This is a genomic window from Myxococcus sp. MxC21-1, from assembly GCF_032612255.1.
Taxonomy (GTDB): domain Bacteria; phylum Myxococcota; class Myxococcia; order Myxococcales; family Myxococcaceae; genus Myxococcus; species Myxococcus virescens.
Genome location: NZ_CP123278.1, coordinates 1,625,560 through 1,651,665, shown reverse-complemented (window position 1 = coordinate 1,651,665; position 26,106 = coordinate 1,625,560). Strand labels below are relative to the sequence as shown.

19 protein-coding genes and 2 pseudogenes are annotated in these 26,106 nt (G+C 71.7%); 6 read left to right on the top strand and 15 right to left on the bottom strand.

The window, feature by feature from the left end; genetic code table 11:
* Nucleotides 1–5 precede the first annotated feature (5 nt).
* The 5 genes and pseudogenes from QEG98_RS07810 to galU form a co-directional block, all read right to left on the bottom strand.
* On the bottom strand, nucleotides 6–5,201 hold the full coding sequence (locus QEG98_RS07810) for a response regulator receiver protein (protein ID WP_316566269.1): 5,196 nt from the start codon (nucleotides 5,199–5,201) through the stop codon (nucleotides 6–8).
* 15 nt (nucleotides 5,202–5,216) lie between these two features.
* Nucleotides 5,217–7,603: pseudogene (gene priA / locus QEG98_RS07805) on the bottom strand (primosomal protein N').
* 134 nt (nucleotides 7,604–7,737) lie between these two features.
* The gene (locus tag QEG98_RS07800; protein ID WP_316566268.1) at nucleotides 7,738–8,364 is read right to left on the bottom strand and encodes a glutathione S-transferase family protein; all 627 of its coding nucleotides are present in this window, start codon (nucleotides 8,362–8,364) and stop codon (nucleotides 7,738–7,740) included.
* A gap of 108 nt (nucleotides 8,365–8,472) precedes the next feature.
* Nucleotides 8,473–9,228, bottom strand: a complete 756-nt coding sequence (locus QEG98_RS07795) for a hypothetical protein (RefSeq protein WP_090484501.1) — start codon at nucleotides 9,226–9,228, stop codon at nucleotides 8,473–8,475.
* Nucleotides 9,225–10,127 (bottom strand): UTP--glucose-1-phosphate uridylyltransferase GalU, encoded by a 903-nt coding sequence (galU, locus tag QEG98_RS07790; protein WP_316566267.1) that lies wholly within the window; start codon nucleotides 10,125–10,127, stop codon nucleotides 9,225–9,227. The genes QEG98_RS07795 and galU overlap by 4 nt, the downstream gene beginning before the upstream one ends.
* 60 nt (nucleotides 10,128–10,187) lie before the next feature.
* Here galU and QEG98_RS07785 point away from each other — a divergent pair, with 60 nt between their 5' ends.
* Nucleotides 10,188–11,036 carry a hypothetical protein gene (locus tag QEG98_RS07785; protein ID WP_316566266.1) on the top strand — a complete coding sequence of 283 codons (849 nt, stop codon included), beginning with the start codon at nucleotides 10,188–10,190 and terminating at the stop codon, nucleotides 11,034–11,036.
* A gap of 1 nt (nucleotide 11,037) precedes the next feature.
* Here the strand turns inward: QEG98_RS07785 and QEG98_RS07780 are convergent, their stop codons facing one another.
* The 3 genes from QEG98_RS07780 to QEG98_RS07770 are packed head-to-tail and all read right to left on the bottom strand — an operon-like array spanning nucleotide 11,038 to nucleotide 15,565.
* A complete protein-coding gene (locus tag QEG98_RS07780) occupies nucleotides 11,038–11,334 on the bottom strand; it encodes a hypothetical protein (protein ID WP_316566265.1) in 297 nt (98 codons plus the stop codon).
* Nucleotides 11,328–11,837, bottom strand: a complete 510-nt coding sequence (locus tag QEG98_RS07775) for a hypothetical protein (RefSeq protein WP_316566264.1) — start codon at nucleotides 11,835–11,837, stop codon at nucleotides 11,328–11,330. Before QEG98_RS07775 ends, QEG98_RS07780 begins: the two co-directional genes overlap by 7 nt.
* Nucleotides 11,768–15,565, bottom strand: a complete 3,798-nt coding sequence (locus tag QEG98_RS07770) for a hypothetical protein (protein ID WP_316566263.1) — start codon at nucleotides 15,563–15,565, stop codon at nucleotides 11,768–11,770. The genes QEG98_RS07775 and QEG98_RS07770 overlap by 70 nt, the downstream gene beginning before the upstream one ends.
* Nucleotides 15,566–15,643: 78 nt before the next feature.
* On the opposite strand from QEG98_RS07770, the gene QEG98_RS07765 reads away from it, so the two are divergent.
* Nucleotides 15,644–16,609, top strand: coding sequence for a glycosyltransferase (locus QEG98_RS07765; RefSeq protein ID WP_316566262.1), 966 nt, complete (start codon nucleotides 15,644–15,646; stop codon nucleotides 16,607–16,609).
* A 4-nt stretch (nucleotides 16,610–16,613) separates the two neighbouring features.
* Here the strand turns inward: QEG98_RS07765 and QEG98_RS07760 are convergent.
* Nucleotides 16,614–17,545 (bottom strand): annotated as a pseudogene (locus tag QEG98_RS07760) (RluA family pseudouridine synthase).
* Nucleotides 17,546–17,718: 173 nt separating this feature from the next.
* Here QEG98_RS07760 and QEG98_RS07755 point away from each other — a divergent pair.
* Nucleotides 17,719–19,239 (top strand): peptidase M3, encoded by a 1,521-nt coding sequence (locus QEG98_RS07755; protein ID WP_316566261.1) that lies wholly within the window; start codon nucleotides 17,719–17,721, stop codon nucleotides 19,237–19,239.
* A gap of 18 nt (nucleotides 19,240–19,257) precedes the next feature.
* On the opposite strand, the gene QEG98_RS07750 is transcribed toward QEG98_RS07755, so the two are convergent.
* The 4 genes from QEG98_RS07750 to QEG98_RS07735 all read right to left on the bottom strand — a co-directional run bounded on the left by QEG98_RS07750 (nucleotide 19,258) and on the right by QEG98_RS07735 (nucleotide 20,863).
* A complete protein-coding gene (locus QEG98_RS07750; protein WP_316566260.1) occupies nucleotides 19,258–19,605 on the bottom strand; it encodes a hypothetical protein in 348 nt (115 codons plus the stop codon).
* Between the two features lie 225 nt (nucleotides 19,606–19,830).
* Nucleotides 19,831–20,076: a hypothetical protein gene (locus QEG98_RS07745; RefSeq protein ID WP_316566259.1), complete on the bottom strand. Its 246-nt coding sequence runs from the start codon at nucleotides 20,074–20,076 to the stop codon at nucleotides 19,831–19,833.
* On the bottom strand, nucleotides 20,028–20,402 hold the full coding sequence (locus QEG98_RS07740) for a hypothetical protein (protein ID WP_316566258.1): 375 nt from the start codon (nucleotides 20,400–20,402) through the stop codon (nucleotides 20,028–20,030). The genes QEG98_RS07745 and QEG98_RS07740 overlap by 49 nt, the downstream gene beginning before the upstream one ends.
* Nucleotides 20,375–20,863 (bottom strand): hypothetical protein, encoded by a 489-nt coding sequence (locus QEG98_RS07735; protein ID WP_316566257.1) that lies wholly within the window; start codon nucleotides 20,861–20,863, stop codon nucleotides 20,375–20,377. Before QEG98_RS07735 ends, QEG98_RS07740 begins: the two co-directional genes overlap by 28 nt.
* Nucleotides 20,864–21,318: 455 nt before the next feature.
* On the opposite strand from QEG98_RS07735, the gene QEG98_RS07730 reads away from it, so the two are divergent.
* From QEG98_RS07730 to QEG98_RS07720, 3 genes are all read left to right on the top strand, one after another.
* Nucleotides 21,319–21,846, top strand: coding sequence for a DUF2058 family protein (locus QEG98_RS07730; RefSeq protein WP_316566256.1), 528 nt, complete (start codon nucleotides 21,319–21,321; stop codon nucleotides 21,844–21,846).
* Between the two features lie 137 nt (nucleotides 21,847–21,983).
* A complete protein-coding gene (locus tag QEG98_RS07725; protein WP_316566255.1) occupies nucleotides 21,984–22,745 on the top strand; it encodes an SDR family oxidoreductase in 762 nt (253 codons plus the stop codon).
* Nucleotides 22,746–22,884: 139 nt separating this feature from the next.
* Nucleotides 22,885–24,450, top strand: a complete 1,566-nt coding sequence (locus QEG98_RS07720) for a PQQ-binding-like beta-propeller repeat protein (RefSeq protein WP_316566254.1) — start codon at nucleotides 22,885–22,887, stop codon at nucleotides 24,448–24,450.
* Here QEG98_RS07720 and QEG98_RS07715 read toward each other — a convergent pair.
* Entirely contained in the window at nucleotides 24,447–25,511 is a 1,065-nt protein-coding gene (locus QEG98_RS07715) for a methyl-accepting chemotaxis protein (protein ID WP_316566253.1), read from the bottom strand. The two genes, QEG98_RS07720 and QEG98_RS07715, sit on opposite strands and share 4 nt — an antisense overlap.
* Nucleotides 25,433–25,972, bottom strand: a complete 540-nt coding sequence (locus tag QEG98_RS07710; protein WP_316566252.1) for a hypothetical protein — start codon at nucleotides 25,970–25,972, stop codon at nucleotides 25,433–25,435. The genes QEG98_RS07715 and QEG98_RS07710 overlap by 79 nt, the downstream gene beginning before the upstream one ends.
* Between the last annotated feature and the right edge of the window lie 134 nt (nucleotides 25,973–26,106).

The window sequence follows — 26,106 nt, the reverse complement described above, 5'->3', positions numbered from 1 at the left end:
CGAAGTCATCCGGGGCGGTGGATGTCGCCGCGGGTGACGCGCGCGCGCAGGCTCCCGGCGGCCTCCAGCAGGGATTCGGAGGTGAGGGTGTTGCGCAGGGCCTCGGCCAACAGGTGCAGCGGCGGACGCGTGGCGGCGGCGAGCGCCACCTCGTGCGGCGCCGGCTCCGGCACCAGGCGGTAGAGCGTCGAGGGCTCCGCCAGTGCGTCCAGGAAGACCTGCTCGGTGTAGCGCTGGACCAGGGGCACGGCTTCGGACTCCCGCAGGTAGCCCCGGCCCCGCAGTGCGTCCAGCAGCGCGGCCGTGGTGGCGCTGCGCACCAGCCGCAACTCGCCTTCCTGCCGCGCGTCGATGAGCCCGTCCGCGCGGGCCCGGTCGACCAACGACTCCCCCTGCGCGGAGGAGACGGCCCCCACAAGCGCCCCGTCCCGCAGCCAGAGGACGCGCAGGGCGTTCATCACCTTCAGCTCCAACCGCATCTCCATGCGGGCCTCGCAGAGCCGGAGCACCAGCTTCGTCAGGCCGTCCTGGGTGACGCTGCCACTGCGGGCCACGGCCAGCTCGGGTCTGCCGGGAGGTGCTTCCAGGGGCAGCATGGATGCTCGGGCCTGGGCGGCGGCTTCCTCCGCGTCTCGGAGCGCGCGCTCCTCCAGCTCCAGGCGCTCGCGTTCGGAGCGGGCCCGCTGTTCGGCGGACTCGGTGCGCAGTGCCTCCAGGGATTGCTCGAGGGACTCGCGTGCTTCACGCTCTTTCGCCAGGTTTTCTCGGACCTGCTGGTGCTCCAGGCGGAGCTCGGCGAGCTCCTCGGAGATTCGGGTGTTCTCCGCGAGGAGCCGGGACTCGGACTCGCTGCGGGCGCGGGACTCTTCTTCGAGCCGGGACTCCAGCGTCGTGCGCTGCGTTGCCTCCGCGTCCAGGCGGACTTCAAGGGCCGTTCGGTGGCGGCCTTCGGCCTTCGCGCGAGCGGTCGCTTCGGCTTCGGCCTGGGCGGATTGCTGGACGCGAGCTTCGGCCTCGGCACGGCGCTTCGCCTCGGCTTCGGCTCGGGCCTCCGCCTCCTCGGCGGACTTCAGGGCGGCTTCGGCGCGGGCTTCCGCTTCGCGCCGTGCCTGCGACTCGGATTCAGCCTGGGCGGCGGCGGTGACGCGGTGTTCTTCTTCCGTACGGGCACGTGCCTTCTCGGCGGCGAGGGACTCTCCTTCTCGCCGGGCCTGTGCTTCTGCTTCGGCGCGCTGCTGGGCCTCCTGCTCGGCGCGAGCTTCCGCTTCAGCACGGGCCTGCGCTTCGCGCTCGGCGCGGGCTTCGGCTTCCGCGCGGGCCTGCGCTTCACGTTCGGCTCGGGCTTCGGCTTCCGCGCGGCGCTCCGCCTCCGCGGTAGCCTGTGCTTCCGCCTTCTCGCGAGCCTGGGTCTCCGCCTTCGCTAGCACCTCGGCTTCGGCGCGCAACGTGGCCTCGTGCTCGGCACGCGCCTCGGCGGCGGCTCGCGCCTCGGCCTCATGGGAAGCACGCGTGTCCGCATCGGTTCGCGAGGACGCCTCGCTCTCCGCACGGACCTCGATTGCCGCACGCAACTTCGCCTCGCGCTCGGCGCGGGCCTCTATTTCGGACCGTGCGGCGACCTCTGCTTCGGCGCGGGCCTCGGCTGCGGCTCGCGCCTCGGCCTCGGTTTCCGCGCGGGCTTCGGCTTCGCGCCGCGCGACGGCCTCGCTTTCGGCTCGGGCCTCCGCAGCTTGCCGCGCGACGGCCTCGCTTTCGGCTCGGGCCTCCGCGGCTTGCCGTGCGGCGGCTTCGCTCTCGGCTCGGGCCTCCGCGGCTTTCAGCGCGACGGCCGAAAGCTCAGCTCGAGCCCCGTCGTCCTTCAATGCGGCAGCCGCGCTCTCAGCTCGGGCTTCGGCTTCGTGCAATGCGGCTACTGCGCGCTCAGCTCGGGCTTCGGCTTCGTGCAATGCGGCTACTGCGCGCTCAGCTCGGGCTTCGGCTTCTTGCAATGCGGCTACTGCGCGCTCACCCCGGGCCTCGGCTTCTTGCAATGCGGCTACTGCACTCTCAACCCGAGCCTCGGCTTCTTTCAGTGCAGCTGTCGCGCGCTCAGCGTGGGCTTCGGCCTCAAGTCGTGCAGCGGCGTCTTGCTCCGCTCGGGCTTCGGCCTCCGCCCGGGCCGCAGCCTCGCGGTCAGCCTGCGCCTCTGCGTTTGCACGTAGCTCCGCTTCTTGCTGAGCCCGGGCTTCCGCCTTCTCCGCGCGGGCCTCTGCGTTTGCGCGGGCCTCCGCTTCCTGTCCGGTGCGAGCATCAGACTCGGAGGTGATGCGGGCTTCCGCCTCCTGGCGAGCCAACGCCTCGGATTCAGCACGCGCTTCAGCTTCCACGCGCGCCGTTGCCTCAATCTCGGCCCGGGCTTCTGCCTCGGCACGCGCCGTGGCTTCAATCTCGGCTCGGGCTTCTGCCTCGGCACGCGCCGTGGCGATGAACTCAAGACGCGCCTCGGCGTCCACGCGAGCCGCGGACTCAATCTCCGCTCGGGCATCCGCCTCAGCCAGAGCCGTCGCGACCGATTCCAACCGGGCGTCGGCTTCGGCGCGCGCCGTGGCCTCAATCTCCGCTCGCGCGGAGGCCTCGGCAAGCGCCGCCGCCGCTGACGCCAGCCGTGCTTCGGCATCCACGCGGGCCGCGGATTCAATCTCGGCTCGGGCCTCGGCCTCGGCCAGCGCCGTGGCCACGGACTCCACACGGGCACCCGCACCGAGCTCCGCCTGCACACGCGCCTCGGCGTCTGCCAGGGCCCGAGCAATCCGTTCCGATTGGGCTTCCGCCTCCGCCAACGCACGCGCCGCCAGCTCCGCGCGAGCCTCTGCCTCCGCCTGTGCACGCGCCGCCAGCTCCGCGCGTGCCTCTACTTCCTCAAGGGCTCGCGACAGGCTCTGCGCACGCGTGTCCGCTTCGAGCCGCGCCTGGGCCTCCACCTCGGCGCGGGCCTCCGCGGCCTCGCGGGCACGGGCCTCCGCGTCGATGCGCGCTTCCGACACCGCGGTCAGGTCCTCGGCGGACTCGACCCGGCTTTCCGCGGCCTGACGCGCCTTGGACTCCGACTCGGCGCGGGCCTCCGAAACGACTCGCCCCGCGGCCTCCGACTCCAGGCGCGCTTCGAGCGCCTGCAATGCCTGCGTGCTCGCCGCGGCGCGAAGCTCCGCTGCCTCACGGGCCTGCGTCTCGGCCTCCGCGCGGGCCTCCGCATCGATGGCCCGCAGCTCCGCCTCCGCGCAGGCATCCTCGAACCGGCGGACCTGGGCCTCGACCTCGGCGGTGAGCGTCTCCGCTTCCTCGCGGAGCCGGACTTGCGCTTCCAACTCCTCGCGCAGCGCCGCGAGGTCGCCAGTCTCCTGCGCGTCGCCCGCCAGGGCCGCCCTGGCGGCGCCCCTGGACGAAGGCGACTCCTGGTGACGGAGCCCTTCCAGCGCCGCTTCGGCTTCCGCCCGCAGCAAGGACTCCCGCGAGCGCTCCTCTTCTTCCGCCGCGAGCCGCTCCTGGAGCCCCTGGACCTGCTGCTCGAGTTCGCGGCGCAGCGCAGCTTCCCGCTCCAGCGCCTCGGTGACAGAGCTCACACGCGCGTGAGCTTCCTCGAGCTGGCGCTCCGCCTCCTCCTGCTGGGCCTGCCACTGCGCCATCAGCGCGGGGACCGCGAAGCCTCCGGCGCCTGGGGCGGGCGTCTCGACGACGGGCGGCGCCTCTGGCGCGGGGCTCGAAGCCTCCGCGTCCGAGTCGAACCAATCCTCCCCGATGCTGCGAGGCTCCTCCTTCGGCGTCTCGGTGGACTCCGCGTCGAACCAGTCATCCCCCACGCCCGACGCCTGCGGCGCCTCGTCATCCTGGGACTGGGCTGACGCGGCTTTCAGCTCCGCCTCCAGCAACTCCCAGTTGGACGCGGAGACCGCCGCCGCGTCCGACTCCTCAGCGGCCTGTCCCGGCTCCGGCGTGCTTGCGGGTTCACCGAGCGCCGCCTCCGTGCCCCACGTGTCTTCCGTCTCCGATGACGGCGCTTGCGGCTCGACGTCCACCGCCTGCTCGGGCTCCGTGGACGGCGCCTCACCGGATACATCGCCCGCTCCATCCGCCCCTGAGCCCACGCGCCCCGCGTGCTCCATCTCGGGGTCCGGAGGCAGCTCCGTCCAGGGCGAACCCTCCGTGCTCACGGAGTCGAAGGAGGGCCCGCCGCGCATCGCGGCCAGCTCCGCCTCCGCCGCGGAGAGGGCATCCCCCGCCGGGGCCTCCGGCGTGTCGACGTCGAAGAACCCCTCATCGCCCAACCGAAGCGCCAGGGCCGCCGTGCGCATCGACGGCTGAGAAACAGCCTCCTCCGTCCAGGCCAGCTGTCCCACTGGCGGCGCATCCTCGGCCGGCGCGGCGTCCTCTCCCTCAAGCCCCGCGGACGCTCCCTGCGCGTCGCCTCCGGCCGGCTCACCGTCCACCGCCGAGCCCCAGTCCTGCCCCTGCGAAGACTCGCCCCACCCATCCGCAGAGTCCGGAGCCAGCGCCGAGTCGATGGAGGCCATCGCCTGGGCTTCCACCTCCAGGTGCGCCCGCTCCATGGCGGTGTCCAGGTCGCGCGTGCTCTGACGCTCGCGTTGCTGCGCCGCCTCGTGGGCGGAGCGCTCCGCGTCCGTCATCGCCGCCAGCTCCCAGTCCGTCTGGTGCAGCGGCGCCAAATCCCCGAAGAGCGCATTCGCCAGCGCGGGGTCGCCCGCCACCGAGGGTGGCGGGGTCGCGTGCCAGGACTCCGTCTCCGCCCCCGTGGCCTCCGAGACACCTCCACCCGACGGAGGCAGCTCCCGGTTCTCCACCACGTGCCAGGCGTCCGCATCCGCGGGGGCCTTGACCAGCGAATCCACCAGCTCGACGAAGGCCGCCCCTTCCAGAGGCAACTGGGCCACGGGGGCGCTGAAGCCGGGGATGGACTCGCCCAGGAGCAGCACCCGGGCCGACTTGCCATCCGGATGCTGGAGCAACTCCTCCAGCACGAGGTGGCCCCGGCCACTCTCCACGCCGGGCGCGAGCACGAGCAGCACGGGCAGGTGGTGCCCGTACGCAATGAGGGCATCCGCGGCGGAGGTGGCGAGGATGACCTCGTACCCTTCACGCGTGAGCAGGCGCCGCACGGCGGCGATATTGGCGATGTCGTCGTGGACGAGAAGGACCGGTGCGCCCATGGGGGGGCACCGAGTCTACAGCATGGCCCCCGGATCCACGTCGATCACGACCTTCACCGTGGAAGGAACATCGACCAGGGCCGCTTCCAGCCGGGCGAGCAGCGGGGCGAGCGCCGTATGCGTTGGCCCCTTCAAGAGGAGCTGCCAGCGCGTCTTGCCACGGATGCGGGAGATGGGCGCCAGGGCCGGCCCCAGCATGCGGACCCCGGCGGACGCAGGGGGCATGTGCCGGGAGACGAGGTTCCCCAGGGAGCGCGCCACACTGGCCGTCTGTTCGGGGTGCTCCCCCTCCAGGCGGACGGCGGCCATGCGTGAATAGGGAGGGTAGGCCAGCGCCTTGCGCCACTCCAGTTCTTGATTGGCGAAGCCGTCGAAGTCATGGGCCAGCACGCGCCGCACCGGCTCCGCGTCCGGATTGTAGGTCTGCACCAGCACCCGGCCTGGGTCCTTGCCCCGGCCCGCGCGGCCGGACACCTGGGTGAGCAAATGGAAGGTGCGCTCGGCGGCACGGAAGTCCGGGATGGAGAGGGACGTGTCCGCCATCACGACACACACCAGCGTCACGCCTGGAAAGTCATGCCCCTTGGCCACCATCTGCGTGCCCACCAGGACATCCAGTTCCCGGCGCGCGAACGAGGCCAGCATCTCCGTCAAACGCTCGGCGCTGCTGGCCGAGTCCCGGTCCAACCGGGCGACGCGCGCGGTGGGGATGCGCTCCAGCACCTCCGCCTCCACACGCTCGGTGCCGATGCCCAGCTTGAGCATGGGGCCCGTGCACTCCAGACACTGCTCCGGCACCGGCATGGCCAGGCCGCAGTAGTGGCACACCACCCGGTTCTGCGAGCGGTGGTGCGTGAGGCACACGTCACACTCGCTGCACTTGAGCGACAGGCCGCACACCTCGCACAGGAGGACGGTGCTGTGGCCCCGGCGGTTGAGGAAGAGGATGACCTGCTGCCCGCGGCCAATCGTCTCCGCCATCGCCTCCAGCAACGGAGGACTGAGGATGGGCGCCTCTTCCGTCACCACGCCCTCGCGCGGACGCTCCACGCGCAGGTCCACCAGCTCGATGGTGGGCATGGGCCGGTCATCCACGCGGTGCTTCAACTCCAGCAGCTGGTAGCGCCCGCGCTTCACGTTCTCCAGCGTCTCCAGCGCGGGCGTGGCCGAGCCCAGCACCACCACCGCGCCGGCCTGCTTGCCGCGCACGACGGCCGGTCGCGCGCCTGGTAGCGCAGCTTCTCCTCCTGCTTGAAGGACGGGTCGTGCTCCTCGTCCACGACGATGAGCCCCAGGTTGTCCACCGGCGCGAACACCGCCGAGCGCACGCCCACGGCAATCTTCACGTCGCCGCGGCGCAGCGCCTGCCAGTGGAAGAGCCGCTCCCGGTCCTTCAGCGCCGAGTGCAGCACCGCCACCTCCGCGCCGAAGCGGCTGCGGAAGCGGCCCACCAGCTGCGGCGTCAGCGCGATTTCCGGCACCAGGATGAGGCTGCCCTTCCCCAGCGACAGCGCATGCTCGGCCGCGCGCAGGTACACCTCCGTCTTCCCGCTACCGGTGACGCCGTGCAGGAGGAAGGGCTGGAAGGTGGCCGCGTCCAGGGCCGCGCGCAGCACCACGCCCGCCGCGTCCTGCTCCGGCGTGAGGTGGTCCGGACGGCCCTGAATCAGGCCCTCCTTCACGCTGGCCTCCACCGTCTTCTCCTCCAGCCGGGCGAAGCCGCGCGTGGCCAGCTTCTTCAGCGTCTCTCGTGCGCCTGGAATCGCGTGGGCGACCTCTTCCAGCGGCGCGCTGCCTCCCACGGCCAGCAGATACGCGAGCGCGGCGGACTGGGCGGGCGCACGAGACAGCTCCGGCGGTACCTCGTTGACGAGCGCCACCGCGAAGTGCTGCACGTCCGGCCTGGCTTCCTTCTCATCCACGGCCTTCGACAGGCCGGGCGGCAGCGCGCCGCGAATCACCTCACCCAGCGGATAGCGGTAGTGCACGGCCGCGAAGCGCAGCAGCGCGATGAGGTCCTTGGGCAAGGACGGCGAGTCCTCCAGCACGCGCTGGACGGCCTTGAGCCGCACCTTCTCGCCAGTCGGCGGGGAGGCGGGCCCCAGGTAGAAGCCCAGCGCCGTACCCCGGCCGAAGGGCACCAGCACGCGCTGCCCCGGCTCCAGGCGGCCCGCCAGCTCGTCCGGCAGGGTGTAGGTGAACTCGCCCCGGACGGGGCGGCCAACGGCGATGGAGGCCAGGACGGGAGTGCTCACTTCGGCGCGCACTGTAGCGGCGGCGGCGGGCTCGGACAGTTCCCGGCGGCTATTCACACCGGAGGTGCGCACCGCCCTGGAACCCCGCGTCGTGGGGGCCTTCGCGGGCGCCGCGTCCGCCCCGCTCCACAAGGGTCGCTGTTCCATGTCACTCCCTTCAACCACCACCCCGGCCCCATCCGTCCTGCTACCGGGGTCCACAGTGCGCGAAGGGTCTGACATTCCCCGCCGGGTCCCGCCCATGGGACGGAACCCGGCGTGTCAGGAGGCCACTTCCGGGCTCAGGCCCCGGTGACCTTCTTCCACGAAGGACGGCTCCGGACGCGCTCCCACCAGGCCGCCACGTTCGGGTGCTTGCCGACGAGCTCCGCGCCGCCCGCGGCGACGAAGAAATCCATGTAGGGCATCCACGTCACCTCGGCGAGCGAGAAGCCGTCTCCCGCCAGGTACTGCTGCTTGCCCAGCACCGGCTCGATGATGCCGAAGACGCGCTCGACGCCCTGCAGGCCCTCGCTGATGCGCGCCTCGTCCGGCGCGCCGCCGCCCATCACCTTCTTGAAGAGGCGCTCCCAGATGACCTTCATCGCGGAGGGCGAGAAGTAACACTGCTCCACGCTGATGAACTGCTCCATGCGCGCGTACGCATGCACGTCGGACGGCGTCAGCGAGGGCCCCGGCAGCTTGCGGTCCAGATAGCGGATGATGGCGCGCGACTCGTAGAGCCGGAAGCCGTCATCGTCTTCGAAGGCGGGGATGACGCCGAAGGGGTGGCGCTCCATGTGCGCGGGACTCTTCTGCTCCCCCTTCGTGAGGTCGACGAGGACGAGCTCCGCCTCCTGGCCCTTCTCCGCCAGGGTGGTGAGGACCGAACGCGTGGCAGTGCTCATCGGGAGGCCGTACACCTTCATGGGACATTCCTCTGCGTGGCGGGCCGGGGAAAATCCCGGCCAGGCGGGGCCAGACTCTTCATGGCCGCCGCCAGCGCCGCAAGGAATTCAGGAAAGTGGCGGCATTGACTACAGGGTGAAGAGCGAGTCGGGCAGGCTGGCCCGGTTGTCCCCCTTCAAGGCGGTGAAGCGCAGGTTGCGCTGACCGCCGCGCCACACCTCGATGGTGCGGGGCAGCCACTCCCCCGTGGCGGGCGAGTTGTAGTCCAGGAAGCGGACGTCCCAGGCCGTCCCCGACGCGTCCGAGTAACGCAACCGGGCCGGGCGGAAGGAGTCCTTGTAGACCCAGAACTGCGGGCGGCCCTCGGCCATGTCGCCGATGACGTAGGCCACCTCGCCGCCGAAGCGCGCCAGTCCGGTGCGCCCCGTCTCGATGCCCAGGTTCTGGAGGTGGCGAATCACCGCTTCCTTCAGCTCCTGCACGTTGCCGCTGCCCGTGGCGAGCAGCGGGCACACCTGCGCGACGAGCGCCGACATGGAGGGAATCTCGGTCCCCTGCACGCGACGGCGGCCACCCGACTGGACCACCGCGGACTGGGCGTTGCCGTCGGGCACGGAGGCCTCGAAGCGGCAGCGGCCGGGCACGCGGATGGACAGCACGCCGTCCCCCTGCACCTCCGGGCGGTCCGTGGGCGTCCCCAGCGCGGCGCCGGCCTCCTTGACGGCCGGACCTCCGAAGCTGAGGGAGCCTTCCACGCGCAACGTGGACAGCCTCAGCTCGGCGCGCTCCGCCGACATGCGGCGGATGATGGAGCTGCCGGGCAGCACGTAGGCCGCCGCGGCGAAGGAGACCAGGACAGCGAGGAGTGCAACGGTGCGCTTCACGGCTTCTCCGTCTTCACGACTTCACGCATGTACTCGAGCAGCCCGGCACGCAGGTCCGGACGCTTGAGCGCGTAGGCGATGTTGGCCTTCAGGTACCCCACCTTGTCGCCCGCGTCATAGCGCTGACCCTTGAAGCGGTAGCCGAGCAGCCCCTTCGACTGCTGGAGCGTGGCCAGGCCATCGGTGAGCTGGATTTCGCCGCCCACACCCGGCGTCTGGTTCTCCAGGATGGGGAAGATGTCGGGCGGCAGCACGTAGCGGCCGATGACGGCGAGGTTGGAGGGCGCGGTGCCCTTCTTCGGCTTCTCCACGATGCGGTCGATGCGCATGACGCCATCACCCAGGTCCGTGCCCGCGGCGATGCCGTACATGTGCGTCTCACTCTCCGGCACTTCCATGAGCGCGATGACCGCCTGGTTGTACTGGCGATACACGCGAGCGAGCTGGCGGATTCCCGGCTCCTCGGCGTCAATCATGTCGTCACCCAGCAGCACGCCGAAGGGCTCGTCGCCGATGACGCTCTTGGCGCACAGCACCGCGTGGCCCAGTCCCTTGGGCTCCTTCTGACGGATGCTGACGACGCGCACGAGGTCCGCGATGGCGCGCAGCTTGTCGGCCTCGGCCTCCTTGCCGCGCGCACGCAGCGTCGTCTCCAGTTCGAAGCCGATGTCGAAGTGGTCCTCGATGGCGCCCTTGCCGCGGCCGTTGATGAGGACGACATCCTCGATGCCGGCGGATACCGCCTCTTCCACGATGTACTGGAGCGTCGGCGTATCGACGATAGGCAGCATCTCCTTGGGAACCGCCTTGGTCGCCGGCAGGAAGCGCGTGCCCAGGCCGGCTGCCGGGATGACACACTTGCGGATGAGGGGCTCTACCTTCGAGGTTTTGGAGGCCATGAGGGCTGGGAATCTATTGATGGCCCCTGACCCCATCAAGGCGGATAGGATGGACTTGTCATGTTGCTCCGCGCCTTGGTGCTGATTGCCCTTTGTGTGTCCACTACCGCTCTGGCGCAGCCCGCCGAGGACCTTCGCGATGTCATGAGCGCACGCGCCTATGGCATGGGCGGCGCCTACCGGGCCCTGGGGCTGGGCACGGATGCCATCATGGGCAATCCAGCGGCGATGGTCCTCTACCCGTCCTACCGGGTTGAAGGCACCGGCGCGTGGGATACGCGGCGGAAGGAAGGATTGCTGGGCGTCTCCGTCGTCGACGCCGCCACGAGCCGCCTGGGGATGGGCGTGGACTACCACTGGGTGAGCGTGGGGCGCGGCGGCGCGCGCGCCAGTGCCCACCTCAGCTCGATGGGCGTGGGACTGCCCATCAGTCAGGCGCTCATGCTCGGCGCCACGGTGCGATATCTGCGCATGAGCGGCCAGTCTCGGTTCGCCAACTCCGTCACCGGCGACGCGGGGCTGATACTCCGGCTGTCACCGTCACTGATGGCGGGCGTCTCCGCGCACAACATCGTGGACACTGGCAATGACGAGCTGACGCGCTACTACTCGGCGCACGTCGGGGTGATGACGGGGCTGCTGACGCTCGCAGGCGACGTGCGCGCGGACTTCACGACGAACGACACCAGGACGTTCACGTACCACGGCGGTCTGGAGTACATCCTGGGCCAGATGTTCCCGGTGCGCGTGGGCTACTCCTACGACGGCTTCACGCGGACGTCGCAAGTCAGCACGGGGCTCGGCTTCATGTCCGAGGGCGGAGGCGGCCTGGACTTCGGCTACCGCCACGACCTGGGCGGCCCCAAGGGGCGCATGCTGGCGCTCACCATCAAGCTGAACACGAACTGAGTCAGCGCGGCGCCCGGAGCGGCAGGTAGCGCTCCGACGCGGCGAAGCGCAGCAGCTCCACCAGCTCCGCCTCGTTGCCCCGGCGGGTCCGCAAGACGGACAGCGCGGGACCAATGCTTCCGCAGGCCACCAGGCCCGCGCGGTTGGCGGAATCCCGCGCGGCATCTGCGAGCGCCGAAGCCTTGAAGTTCTGGGTGCCGGGCTCCAGCAAGGCCATGGCGCGCTCCAGGGCGCGCGGCGACAGGGACTCGCGCACCACGCGGGCCTCGGCTCCGGACGCACGCGGGTCCTTCAGCACGGTGGCCAGCAGCGCCAGGGCGCGGAGGAGCTGGCCCCCTTGAGGGCCCGGAGCGCGAGCAGGTCCGGCGACAGGGACAGCAAGGCGCGGCCCACGTGGAAGCGCAGCTCCGGGAGCGGCATGGGCTCACGCAGCAGGAGCCGGCCCACGAGGAGGCGTGGGTGGCCCGCGTGCACGGCGGTGAAAGGCGGGCCGTCGTCCTCTGCGAGCACGAGTTCGGGCAGGTGGACGTCCAGCATCCGCGCGGCGGTGTGCAGCGCGTCGAGCACGGCCGGTGCGCAGGGGCCCGCGGTGGCGCGCAGCAGCTCCGAGGAGCCGGCGGCGCGGCCCTCCGCTGGGAACAGGCGGCAGAGCGCGATTCCGGTGCAGGCCAGCAGTTCGCCCGAGGGCGTGCGCAGGCCAGGGTGGCGCAGGCCAGCGCGCTCGTCGGAGGTCAGCGGTGGACGCTGGCCGCGCGGCGCGGGAGTTTCGAGCCCGTCGAGCGCATCGGCGATTTCGCGCATGAGCGAGGCGCGCGCCGGGTCTCCTCGCTGGTCGAAGTACTCGGCGAGGAGTCGATAGGGCTTCGCGTCGAGCGGGCGCTCGCGGATGTGCCGGAAGGCATCGGGCTCGGTGTCCGGTGGCGGCACATAGGCGGGCGCGGGTGATTCGCGCGGGTCCATGACGCCGGGGACAGGCCGAGGAGGCTCGGGCGCCGTGGGTGGCTTCGCGATGAACGTGCGCCCCGGCACCGGGGCGGAAACCGTGCCCTCCGGGCGCGCGCGGACGACGCGGCGCACCGGGTCCATCCGGCCGGGCGGCGCTTCCCAGGAGATGACGCGGGTCTCCGGGACGGGGGCATCACCGAGGTCCATGACCTCACCCGTGATGAGGTCGGTGGCCCGAGGACGCTGGGCTCGGACCTCCGCGTCGCGAGAAGCGGGCCCTTGCTCCGCTTCGCTTCCGGACGCGGCGGCGCGTGGCGCGGCCTTGTCTCCGCGTGAGGACGCGGGGGAGCGTTGAGCAGCCGGCGCCTTGGGGGAGATGGCGGCGTCCGCGGACTCAGCGGGAGCGCGTGGCGGCGGGGCAGCCGTGTTGCCCGGGGATGAAGGCGGGTTGCGGGCCTCGCCCCTGGGGGACGACGCGGCTGCACGTGCTTCTGCCTTGGGTGGCGATGCCGCGAAGGCTTCCACTGGAACGCGCGGTTCGCCTTGCGCAGGCGAGACGGTGGCGCGCGCCGCGCCCTTGGGAAGCGGCGCATCCGCGGCCAGCGCACGCGGTTCACCTCGCGCCCCGGCGTCCACTCCAGACGGGGCCTCGCGGCCGGAACGGGCCTCCCGCCTCCCCTTCCGCCCCGAAGGGACGGGCTCCGGCGAGCCCTTGCGGCCCTGCTCCACCGCGGCGCCCGGGGAAGCTCTCCCGACTTCATCGCGGGGTGGCTCCACGCTTTCGGACGCGGGGGAGCAACCCCGATGTCCGTGGTGGACGCCTCCTCGTTGGCGAGGCGCTGGAGGTTTCCGGACGATTGCGTCAGCACCGGGGACGCCGCGATGAGTGGCGCACGGGGGCCGCTCGACTCACGGCGAGGAGCCGCGGAGCGCGGCGGCTCGGGAGGCGGCACTTCACGCTCTGCGCGCGCCTGCCGGATTCCCTCCGCCCGGCGAGCGTAGACCTGCGCGCGCTCGGGATTGCCCATCACGTCGCGCCACAGACGCGCGAGCCGGTCCCAGGTGCGCTCCCGCTCCGCCTCGTCCTCCATGGCGGTGGCCGCGTGTTCCAGGGCCCAAGCCGCCTCGCCCAGGTGGTCCCGCTCGAGGAGACGCTCCACGAGCATCAGCCACGCTTCCTTGTGGCCCGGCTCGTAGCGCACGGCCTGACGCAACTCCTCGAGCGCGGCATCGGCGTCGCCCTGGGCATCCAACGTGGCGACCAGCTCCAGCCGGGCCTGACGCGCGGCGGGCCCTCGGGCTTCGCGGGTGAGCTGCGCACGCAGAAGCCGGCTGAGCACCGTCGTGTCGCCGAGCTTTCGCGTCAGCGTCGTGAGCTGCACGCGGGCCTGCTCGCTGTCGGGACTCTCCGTGAGCACCTCGCTCCAGGCCCACTGCGCGAGCCGCCAATCGCTCAGCGACTCCTCCGCGACCTGGGCCAGGACGCGCAGCGCTTCCACGCGGTCCAGCGCACGGCGTGGTGCCGCCGCCAGTGCCACCCGGAGCCGTTCCGCGATGGACGGACGCTCCGCGTCCGACACGCAGCGGAGCATCCCCGCGAGCACGGGAAGCAGCCCCGGCGCGGAGGACTCCGCCGCCTCGAAGTCCGCGCGAGCCTTCTGCAGCTCGCCCATGTGGAGCCAGCGCTCGCCCCGCGTGAGCAGAGCCCCCGCGCGTGCGCGGCCAGCGGGCGCGCGCCGGATGGCCTCGTCCAACGCGCGGCGCACGAGGGACGCGTCCCCTCTCGCGGCCAGCAACCGCACCTGATCTCGAAGCGCGGCGCGGTCCCCCGTCAGCTCCACGATTTCCCGGTACATGCGCGCGGCGCCCGCGGGGTCGTGGAGCTCGTTCTCCATCACCTCCGCGAGGCGCGCCAACGCATCGGCGCGCAGGGACGCGTCCTTCGCCCGGTCCGCCCGCTTGAGGTAGAGCTGAGCCAGCTCGGCCCAGGCCCGTCGAGCGATGAGCTGGGCCTCGACCTTCCGCGAGCGGGGCAGCTCCTCGGTGTCTTCTTCCCGAGGCCCCGCGCTCGCCTCGGAAGTGCGGCCATTCTTGTTCGGTGCATCGCCAGAAGCCGACGCGAGCGCGGCCTCCAGCTCCGCCAACGACACCTCCATGGTGCCAGAGCGGGCATCCGGCTCGGGTGCGGCGCGGGACGTGATGGGAGGTGGCAGCGCCTCGGACGGGGGCGGGGTCTTCCGCCGCTCGCGCTTCGAAGAGGCAGGCGTCTGCTGGCGCGGTGGAGGACGCGATACGTCAGCGCCGACGAGAAAGGGCTGTGCCTCCGAAGTGACTTCACTTTCGTCGGCGTCGTCGAAGCGAGCGACCGGCGGGGGCACGGGTGCGTCGTCGTCTGGGGCATCGGCCCAAGGCACGGGCAGTGGCGCGCGCCCCGGAGCAAACGTCTTGGCCACACCTGAAGACGGGGGCACGGCGACGTCCCCTAGCGCGGGCATCTCCACTTCCGTCTTGCGCGCCTCGAATTCAAATGCCCTCGGTGGCACAACCACCGCCGGCATTTCCACGACAGTCTTGGGTGCTTCGGAAGCAGAGGTACCGCGGGGAGTCACCGCGGGGAGTTCCACCGCCGGCATCTCCAACACCGTCTTGAGCGATTCAGTGGGTGGCGCCTTCACGGGCGACGGACGCGCATCGGCATCGGGCAGCGCTTCGCTCCCCTTGGACGAAGCCGTCGCGCGCGCATCAGGCCCAGGCGGTGAGAGCGAACTCGACACAGGCCCACGTTGCTCCGAGACGGGCGGAGCTTCCGCCTGAAGCCCATCCGCGCCACGCTCAGGCAACGCGGCCGCAGGCGCTCCTCCACCAGCCTCTGGGAGCTGCGACACCGAAGGCTGCGAACGTGCCTCCGCCGCACCGACCGTGGAAGCTGGCGCGGAGAGCGCCCTCGCGGAGAGCGGCGGCCCCACCACGGTTTCGATGAGGTAGACGGCGTCGTCGTTCTCCCAAGAGGCAGTTACCTGCGCGCCTTCTCTCCGCGCTGGGAGCTTCGCCAGCACACCCCGCTCGTCCACATCCACCATCGGGGCGCTCGCACCAGCGACAGGCACCGCCTTGCCCTCGATGCGCGCACGCAGCACCTGGAGCACGCGCCGAGCACGCCGGTCCTCGGGCCATTCCACCAGGAGCGCTTCGAGCGCGGCGGCGGCACGCGGCAGTTGGTCCACCCGTCGCAGGACCCGCGCGAGCTGACGCCGGACCGCGCGCCTGCTGGAGACCACCGTCGGCGCCACCTCCAGCAGGGTGATGGCCGCAGCCTCGGTGCCCGCCAGCAGCGCCATGCGCACAATCCCGGCGGCCAGGCGCGGCGTCATCGGCAGGGTCCTGCTGGCGCGCGCAAGCTCTCCGAACGCGCGCGCGGCGGAGCCCTCTCGTAGCTGCCGGGCCGCGGACCGGAAGTGCCGGTCCACCACTTCGCTGACATCCTCCGCGGGATTGACGTCGGACGCGCCGGGCTGCAGCGCCTCCTGTCGGACCGCTGCGGGCTCCGGCGTGCCGGCGTTCCTGCCGTTTCTCACGCCACCCATGGGTGCGGCAGTCTACACACAACGATGCCCGTTCCGGCTGTTACTGTCCTCCTCCCCGCGCGAAACGCCGAAGCCACCGTGGCCCGCGCCGTCCGCAGCCTCTTGACGGGCACCCTCCGCGACCTCCGTGTGTTCGCGGTGGACGACGGCTCCACGGACGGTACGCGTGAAGTGCTGACCGACCTGGCGGCGAGCGACTCCCGCGTGGAAGTCCTTGACGGCCGGGGCCGTGGCCTGGTGGCGGCGCTGAACCTGGCGCTGCGTGAAGCCACCTCCCCCTACGTCGCCCGGATGGACGCGGATGACGAAGCCCTTCCCAAACGCCTGGAGGCAAGCCTCACCGCCCTGGAAGCGGACCCCGGGTTGGCCGGCGTGGGCACGGCCGTGGAGCTGTTCCGGGATGACAAACCCGTGAGCCCCTCGCTCCAGGCCTATGCCACGTGGCTCAGCGGGCTGACCACCGCAGAGCGACTCGACCGGGAGCGCTTCATCGAAAGCCCCCTGTGCCACCCTTCCGTCTGCCTGCGCCGGGACGCCCTGGTGGCCGCGGGAGGCTGGCAGGACGGCGACTTCCCGGAGGACTACGCGCTGTGGCTGGAGCTGCTGGACCGGGGCTTCGGGCTGCGCAACCTGTCCGAGGTATTGCTTCGCTGGCGCGACAGCGACGGGCGGATGACGCGAACGGACCCGCGCTATGCCGTCAAGCGCTTCCTGTGGACGAAGGCGCGCTACCTGACGCGAGGCCGTGGCCCCCTGGCGGACGGGCGCCCCTGCACGGTGTGGGGCGCGGGCCCGAGCGGCAAGACGCTGACGCACTTCCTCCACCAGGAAGGCGTCCGCGTGCGGCGCTACGTGGAGGTCCACCCTCGCAAGGTGGGCACGCGCATCCATGGCATCCCGGTCATCTCCCCCCAGGAGCTCGGCGCGCCCGGGGATGGACACCTGTTGGTGTGCGTGGGCGTCCGCTGGGCCCGCGCGGAGATTCGCGAGGACCTCATCGGACGGGGCTGGGTGGAGGGCCGCGACTTCACCTGCGCGGCGTGAGGACTCACTCGGCGCCACGAATGGCGCCCGAGGGCGCCGACACGCCAGCGGCCAGGAAGAACCGCATCAGGTCCTCCGGCACCGGCGCCTCGATTCGCAGCAACTTCCCCGTGCGCGGATGTCCCAGCTCCAGTGCCTGGGCATGCAGCAAGCACCGCGGTGCCTCCACGCCTTCCGCCCGGGCCGCGCCGCCGTAACGCGCGTCCCCCAGAATCGGAGCGCCCAACGCCGTCAGATGCGCGCGGAGCTGATGCGTGCGGCCCGTGTGCGGCAGCAGCTCGACGACACAGAACGCCGGCCCCGATGACAGCGTGTGGAAGTCCGTCAGCGCGGGTACACCATTGGCCGCCCGGGTCGCCCGCCAACGGCCAGGGCGCGACGGGTCCTTGGACAACGGCAGGTCCACCGTGCCCGACGGGGGCAAACCCGGCCCGGTGGCCGCGACATAGCGCTTTCGCGCCCGTCCCTCCCGGAACTCGGCCGCCAGCGCCGACGTGGCCTCCGCCGTCTTCCCGAACACCGTCACGCCGGACGTCTCCCGGTCCAGGCGGTGCACCAGCCCCGCGGGGCGTCCCAGCTTCGCCCCCACCAGGTCCACCAGGCTGTCCCCCACGCGCCCCTCGGTGGGCTGCGCGGACACGCCGGCCGGCTTGTCTACCGCGATGACGTCCGCGTCCTCGTACAGCACTCGCAGCTCGGGCGCGGGGGCGCCTCGGACAGGGGGCTCTGCCCGCCCTCCTCCAGCACCACCGTCACCACCTGCCCAGCCGTCAGCCGCGCATTCGCATCCCGGCTCCGCTTGCCCGCCACGTAGACGGCGCCCACCTCCACCAGCCCCCGTGCCCCCGGCTCGGGCAGTCCCAATTCATCCGCGATCGCGCGGGCCACGGCCTTCCCCACCAACGCCCCTTCCACCCGGAACGTCCGGCGCTTCATGCCGCCACCTCGCCCACCGGGCGGACGGCCTCCGCGTACGAGCCCGCGCCATGCGCCACGTGCTCCGGCACACCGCCCCCCATCCCTGTGTCCACCGCAGATGTCATGCGGCGGCACTCTACGCGCGCATCGCCCTTTCGCGCCGCCCGCTTCCTGTTACCTTTCGCGCCCCCATGGACCGTCCCCTGCACTCCGTCCGTACGCGGCTGGACGACTTCCTCGCCGAGCTCGCCACGCTGAACTACCGGCAAGGCGCCGGGCTCGCGCTGGATGTTTCCCCCAGCCAGCTCCACGCCGCCTTCCCCGAGCTGTCGTCTCCGGACACCTTCGCCGCCGCCAACGAGGCGCTCGCCAAGGCCCAATCGAAGAACGAGCCCCTCACCGTCCGCCGCATCCGACTGGTGCGTGAGCTGGTGGCCTCGCACGTCGAGGACGCGCTCGCCGCCCGTCACGTGGAGGCCATTGCCTCGCTGGAGGCCCAGGCCCGGCTGATGGTGGACGACCAGACCTACTCCTTCGGCGAGGCGCTGGGCCGCATTCCCCACGAGTCCGCCCGGGGCCGCCGCGCCCTGCTGGAGCGCGCCACCGGCGAGTTCCTCTGGCAGAACCGCACCCGCTACGGGGACCGGCGCGATGCGGCCCTGCACACCGCGGAGCAGCTGGGCGCGAAGAACTACCCCGCCCTGCGCCAGGACGTCACCGGCATCGACTTCGCCAGGCTGGCCGAGTCCGCCGCGACGATGCTCGCGCGCACGGAGGACGCCTACCGCGACGTGCTCGCCTACGTCCTCAAGAAGGTGGACCCGCTGCTGCGTCCACTGCCCGGCGGAGAGGCCCGCAGGCATGACTTGCAGGCCGCGCTCCAGACCCCGTGGATGGACGGCTTCTTCCGGCGCGAGGACGCCTTCCCCGCCGTGGTGCGCTGGCTGGGCGAGTGGGGCCTGACGCCCAACGCCGGGGGCCGCATCCGCATCGACGACGAGGCCCGGCCCGGCAAGTCACCGCGCCCCTTCGTCGCCGTGGTGCGCGTGCCGGACGACATCCGCCTGGTGCTCCAGCCTCGCGGCGGCATCGACGGGCTGGCCAGCCTGCTCCATGAGATGGGCCACGCGCAGCACCGCGCCCATGTCTCCGACACGCTGCCCATGGAGCTGCGCCGGCTGGGCGACGCGTCCGTGACGGAGGCCCACGCCGCCGTCTTCGAACGGCTGCTCCTGTCCCCCGAGTGGCTCAAGCGCTACCTGGGACTGCCCACCGTGGCCGCGCGGGACACGGTGCGACTGGCCGCCTTCCAGGCCCTCACGCTGCTGCGGCGTCACGCGGCCAAGCTGACCTACGAGCTGTCCCTGACGCAGCGGGGCGCCTCCACGGAACGCGCGGACGAATACGCCGACGGGCAGCGCCATGCGCTCTTCGTCGAGCCACACCCTGGCTTCTTCCTCCACGACGTGGACCCGCAGCTGTACGTGGCGCACTACCTGCGGTCCTGGGCCCTGGAGACCCAGCTCACCGCGCGCATCACGGAGCAGTTCAACGAGGACTATTGGAGGAACCCCGCGGCCGCCGCCTGGTTGAAGGGGCTGTACGCGCGTGGGGGCACTGACGATGCGGAAGGACTGGCCACGGAGACGTCAGGCACGCCATTGGCGTTGCCCGAGGCCGGGGAGCGCCTCGTGGCCATCCTCAACCGGTAGGGGACACCCGCGAGACGACTACTTCTTCTTGCGGAGCGCCCGGACAATCTTGTCCTTGGTGGGATTGGCGGCGGCATCCCGCGCGCGCGTGGCGGCGACGGGCTTGCTGCTGGCGGTGACCGCGGGCTTGCCACCCGCGCGAGCGCGCATCGCCTTCATCAGCTGCATCTCGATGAGGAGCAGCTCGTCGCCCAGCTCCTGGTTGTCACCAGCGGCACGGGGCAGCGGTGCACGGGTGCTGGAAGCGCCAGCACCGTGGCGCATGCGCAGAACCTTCTCCTCTTCGGCCGAAAGCGTACGCGCCTTCTCCAGCGCCGCTTTGACCTCCTTGGCCGTCACCGTGCTACTTCCGACCTTGCGCTCCATCGCCGCTCCCTTGCTGTGAAGCCCCGCTGAACATCCGAGCATGTCGGACGCGTCCGGGCCGCAACCGTCGAGGATTGTAGAGGACGCAAGAGTCAGCGCAAATTTTCTTCCAACATCTCGCTGCCGAGATGTAGCGCCGCCCCCTCCACCCCCGTCCGGGATACCCCGGAGTCCTGGCCGGCCGTTCACCAGGCAACGGCGCCCGGAAAGAGCGCCGGAACCACGTCAGGTGCCCTCTTCGTCCTCGGGCTCCGGGGCAGACTCCGGGCTGGCCGAATCCGAGTCCGAGGGCTTCTTGCGCTGGATACCGAAGCTGTCGAGCGCGTCGGCGATGCCCTGGGGCTTGTCCGCGTCCGGGAGGAAACCCTCGGGCGGCTGGAGCCGTGGGTCCTTGCCTACCTCGGTGAGGGCGGCCTCCAGCGTCAGGCGCAGCTCGGCCGCCTCGGGCGTCTTGTCCCCGGGCACACCCATGCGCCCGTCCAGCCGGGCCTTGAGGACCACGGAGGTGGCGGAATCCACCAGCACCTCGCCGTCCAGCGAGCGCGGCAGGCGATGGGCGAAGAAGTTGGCCCGGCGGACCGTCGTCTCGTCCGCGCCCCCTTCTTGGCCTGGGGCATGGGCGGCAAGGGCCGGGACGCCTCCGCCTGGGCGGCGGGGGCCAGCGTCACCACGTAGCGCCAGGCCGTGCGGCCCTCGTGGGTGACGGTGCCCTCGGGCGTCAGCTTGATGCGCCCCTGGAAGAGGCTGTCGAAGTCGCGGATGGCGCCAGTCAGCTCCGCGCGGGTGCGCTCGGCCATGCCTCGGTCGCGCAGGCGCTGGCGGAAGGGGCCATACCGGTTGCGGGCGAACACCTGCCCCCCACACGCATCACCTCCAGGCCCTGGTCCCGGGAGTTCTCCAGCACGCCGTGGAAATCCCCGCTGACCCCGCCCGGGCCGGCGCGGAAGGTGCGCGTCTCGGTGAGCTTCACGGGGATGGAGGCCTCGGAGGTCCACTCGTACCCCAGCGTCGCCTGGTAGCGGTGGGGGCCCAGACGCTCGGTCACCTCGGCGGCGTCCATGCCCAGGATGCGGCGCGCCACCTGGGGGTTGTCCGCGACGTCCTCGGGGGGCAGCTTTTCCTTCGCGGACGCCACCACCTTGGGCGGGTCCTCCGGCGAGAAGATGCGTGCCTTGGCCGCCTTGTCGACCGGGTCCGAGCAGCCGACGGCGGCCAGCGCCACGGCAAGGGTGAAGGCGGACTTCTTCAGACGGCTCACGACTCCTCCGGGAGGGTACGACCAGGCCGGCAAGTTACGTGGGGCATACACGAGCAGCAAGCAGTGGCTTGCGTGCGGCCGTGCAAGGGATAGAACGCCCAACTCATGCAGAACCTGCGCGACAAGCTATTGAAGGCGGGCCTCGTCACCGAGGACCAGGCCAAGAAGGTGGAGTCGAAGCCCAGCCAGGCGGAAGCCCGGCGGCCCGGACCCCAGGAGGGCGGCCGTTCAGGCGGCAACCGTCCTCCCCCCCGCCGTGATGACAACCGGACACCAGGCGGCCCGCCCCGAGGCGAGGGTGGAGGCCGTCCGAGTGGCGGCCGTGACGCCGGCCGTCGTGAGGGCGGCGGGCGTCCAGGCGGCGGCTTCGGGGGTGCCCCCGGCACGGCGGAGGTCCCCAGCACGGGCGGCCGGCCGCGGCGGCGGCGGAGCGGGCCATCCCCAAGCTGCCCCCCATGCCGGGCTCCAAGGCCTACCAGCGCGCCGAGTCCAAGCGGCAGGTGGAGCTGGACCGCGCCCTGCGCGAGCTGGTGCTGGGCTCCCAGGTCCCCGTCGAGGCGGGGGAGACGGCGTTCTACTTCATGACCCGCAAGGGCAAGCTGCGCCGGCTGGAGCTGAGCCCCGCGCAGGCGAAGCAGCTCGAAGAGGGCGAGCTGGGCGTGGTGGAGCGCCCCGAGCCCGCGCAGATCGAGCACTCGCTGGTGCCTTCGTCGGCGGCGGAGCAGATGTTCGCGCTGTCGAAGAAGTCGGTGCGCTTCCTCAACCGCAAGGAGAACCCCGTCGGCTTCATGAACGACGAGGAGCTCAAGGCCCAGCAGGCCGCCGAGGCGGCGGGCACCGCGCCCGAGCTGCCCGACGAGCCCGAAGGCGGCTCCGAAGCTCCGGCCGAGACCGCAGCCGAGGCTTCTGCCGAGACCGCGTCCGAGGGCGAAGCGGCCCCGACCGAGCCGAAGGCCCGCAGCGAAGAAGCCCAGAACGGCTGAGCCGGACACCGGCGTCTTCCCACCCTCCCCGTCCCTCGTGGATGTGGGGAGGGTGGCGCTGCCGCCCGTGGCGGCAGCGCCACGCGGCCTTGGCACGTCCTGCTGCCAGCATGAGGGGCCGGCGCTAGGCTGGTCTCATGACGACGACCTCCAAGACGGTGGTGGTAACGGGCGCGAGCCGAGGCATTGGCCGCGCGGTGGCGCTGGCTTTCGCGAAGGCGGGCCATGACGTGTGGGCCCTGGCGCGTTCGACGGAAGCGCTGGAGTCGCTCCGACAGGAAGGCGGCGAGCGCATCCGGCCGCTCGCGGTGGACGTGTCCGACGAAGCGGCGCTGGTTGCCGCGAGCCAGCGCATCCTCGCCGAGGGTCCTCCGCGCGTGCTCGTGAACAACGCGGGCATCACCGTCTCCGCGCCCCTGACGAAGACGCGCACCGAGGACCTGGCCCGCGTCATGGCCGTCAACGTGACGGCGCCTTTCCTCCTCTGCCGCGAGCTGATGCCGGCCATGGCCCAGGCGGGCGGCGGACGCGTCATCAACATCGGCTCCATGGCCGCGGTGCGGGGCGTGAAGTACACGTCCGCGTATTGCGCGTCGAAGCATGCGCTGCTGGGCCTGACGCGCGCGCTCGCGGTGGAGTACGCGAAGAAGCAGATCACGGTGAACATCGTGAATCCGGGCTGGGTGGAGACGGACATGTTCGCCGGTGCGACCTCGGCCATCAGCGCCTCCACGGGCCGCAGCGAGGAGCAGGCGCGCGAGGCCCTGGCGTCCATGAACGCCATGGGCCGCATCATCACGCCGGAGGAAGTCGCCGCGCTGTGCCTGTTCCTCGCGTCGGACGCGGCGGGCGGCATCACCGGCACGGCGTACGCCATCGACGGTGGCGAGCTGGGCTGAGACTTCACTCCCATTCCGCCTGACTGCCTGCCCGGCCGCCACCCGTGGCCGGGTGCGTTGCGCAGCGGGAATCCCATCCCCACTGTGCGCGACCACCCCGGCGACGAGCCGCGCGGTGGCCAGCAATCGGGAGGTGGGCGTGAGTGGACTGCGAAGCATGGTGCTGGGCGCGTGTCTGTGGGTGGGCTGTTCGTCGTCCGTGGAGGACGGAGCGGCGCCCACCCTCGAGACACCCGCGGATGTGACGCAAACGCCCACCCCTGGCGCTGAGACGCCCGCTCCGCAGGAGCCCACACCGGAGCCGCAGGTGCCGCCACCGGCGACATCGGCGGCGTGCTCCGGACCGGATGGCACGGCGCGACTCGCGTGGAGCTACGACGCCGCGTGGAACCGCACCGTGGACTTCCGGGGGACCATGGACGGGGACGGGCACACCTACTGGACGGAGTGCGAGAGCAGCTATTGGGTGGACAAGGACCCGAGCCAGCTGGCGTGTCAGCTCGTCTCCGTCACGTCTGAAGGGACCGAGCGCTACCGGCGCGACCTTCCGCCCCCGGGAGCCTGGGGCGTTCACACGGTGGCGGGGGGACAGCTCTTCGTCACGGGCCGGCTGGCCCTGCTCTCCGCTCGGGACAGCGCCACCGGACAGGAGCGCTGGAGCGTGTCCCTGGGGGCCGTGAAGGACGAAGACCCGCAGGCGCACCATGGGCTTCGCATCGAATCGCTCGTGCTCAGCCCGCCCTATCTGATTGCGCTGGTACACGACACGTTTGGAGACGCGGGCGCCGAGGACCTGCTCGTCGCGGTGCACGCGGAGACCGGCGCGGTGGCGTGGAAGGAGCCCGTGCCGCCCGTCCATGCGCCGCTGGTGGTGGATACGGAGGGCAACGTCTACGGCGGCGCCTCCGATGTCCTGGAGCAGCGGACGGACCTCTTCTCGTACGCGGCGGATGGGCAGCTCCGCTGGCGGACGCAGCGAACGGGCGTGCTCGAGCCCACGGCCGTGGACGGAGGGACGTTGATGCTGGGCCGCGCGGAGCTGGTGGACGCGGCCACGGGAGCGCCAATCGCCACGCTGGCGACCGCTTCCGCTGAGTCCTTCTATTACTCGCTGGGCCGCTCCAGCTCGACCTTCGGCCGCACGGCGATGCAGGCGGACCGGCTCCTGGTCCTGCCCGACATGCGGTGCACCACCGAGGGCTGCCCCACCACCACGCATCCGGGGGCACGTTCCTCTATGGGCTGGATCCTCGAGCGGCGCGGTGCGCTGGCACCGGGCCGTGGGCACCGGCCGATGTCACCGCTCCTCACCCAGCGTGGCTCGCTGCTGCTGGTGGACCGGCCCGTGGCCGAGACATGCGGCGAGCACGCCTGCACCGGTGAGGATGCCGCGCTCGGTTCGTTCCTGCGGGAGCTGGACCAGGACGGGAACGAGTTGTCCGCCTGCGCGCTGCTGGGAAAGGCGCCGTACATCACCCCGCCCGCGCTGCACCGGGGACGCGTGGTGCTGGGGGCCTGGACGAACTGGAATGCCAGCAATGACTGGACGCAGCGGATGAGCATCCGCGCCTTCGACATGACGGCGCCCGATGAGCCTGCCTCCAGCGGCTGGGTGAGCGCGGGCGGCGGCAATGCCCGCTCAGGCCAGACGAAGCCCACTGGCGCGGCGGCGCAGGCGCGCGCCCCAGACCGAAAAGCGCGCTAGAGCTGGTACCTGCCGACGATGGCGCTCAGCTCGGCGGACGCCGCGGAGAGCTGGATGGCGGACTGCTCGCTCGCGGCCATCCGGTCGACAATCTGGTCCGCCAGGTCGGCCATCGAGCTGAGCGCGGCGAACAGCTCCGCGATGCCCGCGTCCTGCTGACTCACAGCCTCGGCGATGCTGCGCACCGTCTTGCCGTTGCTCTGGATGATGCCCGCCAGCGAGCGGAGGCTCTCGCCCGCCGCGCGCACCTGCTCCAGGCCACCTTCCACCTCGCGCGCGCCGCCCTCACTGGTGCTCACCGTCTGCGAGATGGCCCGGCCGATGTCGCTCAGGATGGACTGCACGCGCGTGGTCGCCCCCGCGGACTGGTCCGCCAGCGACCGCATCTGCCGTGCCACCACCGCGAAGGAACGACCCGAATCACCACTGCGCGCCGCCTCGATGGACGCATTGAGCGCCAGCACGTTCGACTGGTCCGCCAGGTCCTTCACCGTGCGGGTGATGTCACCCACCTGCCGCGTGCGCTGGTGCAGCTCCGCGACGGTGCGGCCAATCTGCTCCACGTGCGACCGGATGTGCGTGAGCCCACCCACGCTGCCGGACACCGCGGCCTCGCCCGCCTCGCCAAAGCCACTGGCCTTGTCCGCCTCCCGCAGGATGACCTCCACGCGCCGCGCCGCCGCGCGCGAGGCTTCCTGGAGCTGCTGCGCCGCAATCTGCGTCTCATGCAGCGCCACCGCCTGCTGCGACACCGCCTCGTTCTGGACGGACGCGGACTCGGTGAGGTGCGTGGACGCCGTTTCGAGCTGCTCGGCCGAATGGCGCAGCGCCATCAACAGCTCGCGCAGCTGCGACATCAACTCCGAGAACGAACTGGCGAGCTGGCCAATCTCATCCTTCGAGCGCACCGCCAGCGTCCCGCGGAAATCCCCCTCCGACACCATCCGCGTGGTGGCCACGGTCAGCTCGCGCAGCGGCTCCATCATCCGCCGCACCAGCAGGAAGACGGCCGTGCCCGCCGCCGCCGTGACGATGAGGCCCAGCAGCACCACGAGCAGCATCGACGCACGGAACTGCTCCGCTTCCTTCCCCCGTCACGCGTGAGCAGCAGCTCCACGCCCGGCCCCATCTCCACCCGGCGCAGCCGCAGCGACACGCCATTCACCGACACCTCGTCCGGCCGGCCCTTCCCCTCCAGTGCCGCGAGCAAGGCATCCTCAGGCACCGCGCCCAGCGCGTGCGCCACCGGCTTCCCGCCCACGTTCAACACGCCCTCCACACCGCGCTCGTCACGCAGCGCCTGGAGCTCCACCTCGCCCAGGACCCGCCCCAGCACCACGTACCCCACGGTACGGCCCTCGGCCGTCATCACGGGCTGCGCCACGGCCTGATGGGGCACCTCATCCACCAGGATGATGCGCGCGCCGCCCTCCTTCACCAGGGCCTCCATCCCCGACAGTGCCCCGGGTGGCGTGCCCACGCGCACACCCGCCGCGGTGTCCACCGCGAGCAGCAGGTCCACGCCCAGGAGCGACTGCTGCGCACGCAGCGAGGCTCGAGATGCTCCCCGACCCCGGAGCCGCTCGACAGCACGGTCTGCAAGGGCGTGCTGGCCGCGGCGACGCGGGCCAGGGCCGTCAGCGAACGCACCTCCTG

Excerpts from the sequence above, each read along its gene's own strand:
- QEG98_RS07745 (WP_316566259.1), bottom strand. The coding sequence starts at position 20,076 with ATGGGTGTGCCCGGGGACAAGACGCCCGAGGCGGCCGAGCTGCGCCTG.
- galU (WP_316566267.1), bottom strand. The coding sequence starts at position 10,127 with ATGGCCTCCAAAACCTCGAAGGTAGAGCCCCTCATCCGCAAGTGTGTC.
- QEG98_RS07775 (WP_316566264.1), bottom strand. The coding sequence starts at position 11,837 with ATGCGCGAAATCGCCGATGCGCTCGACGGGCTCGAAACTCCCGCGCCG.
- QEG98_RS07750 (WP_316566260.1), bottom strand. The coding sequence starts at position 19,605 with ATGGAGCGCAAGGTCGGAAGTAGCACGGTGACGGCCAAGGAGGTCAAA.
- QEG98_RS07715 (WP_316566253.1), bottom strand. The coding sequence starts at position 25,511 with ATGCTGCTCGTGGTGCTGCTGGGCCTCATCGTCACGGCGGCGGCGGGC.
- QEG98_RS07740 (WP_316566258.1), bottom strand. The coding sequence starts at position 20,402 with ATGGCCGAGCGCACCCGCGCGGAGCTGACTGGCGCCATCCGCGACTTC.
- QEG98_RS07800 (WP_316566268.1), bottom strand. The coding sequence starts at position 8,364 with ATGAAGGTGTACGGCCTCCCGATGAGCACTGCCACGCGTTCGGTCCTC.
- QEG98_RS07730 (WP_316566256.1), top strand. The coding sequence starts at position 21,319 with ATGCCGGGCTCCAAGGCCTACCAGCGCGCCGAGTCCAAGCGGCAGGTG.
- QEG98_RS07770 (WP_316566263.1), bottom strand. The coding sequence starts at position 15,565 with ATGGGTGGCGTGAGAAACGGCAGGAACGCCGGCACGCCGGAGCCCGCA.
- QEG98_RS07755 (WP_316566261.1), top strand. The coding sequence starts at position 17,719 with ATGGACCGTCCCCTGCACTCCGTCCGTACGCGGCTGGACGACTTCCTC.
- QEG98_RS07725 (WP_316566255.1), top strand. The coding sequence starts at position 21,984 with ATGACGACGACCTCCAAGACGGTGGTGGTAACGGGCGCGAGCCGAGGC.
- QEG98_RS07785 (WP_316566266.1), top strand. The coding sequence starts at position 10,188 with ATGTTGCTCCGCGCCTTGGTGCTGATTGCCCTTTGTGTGTCCACTACC.
- QEG98_RS07810 (WP_316566269.1), bottom strand. The coding sequence starts at position 5,201 with ATGGGCGCACCGGTCCTTCTCGTCCACGACGACATCGCCAATATCGCC.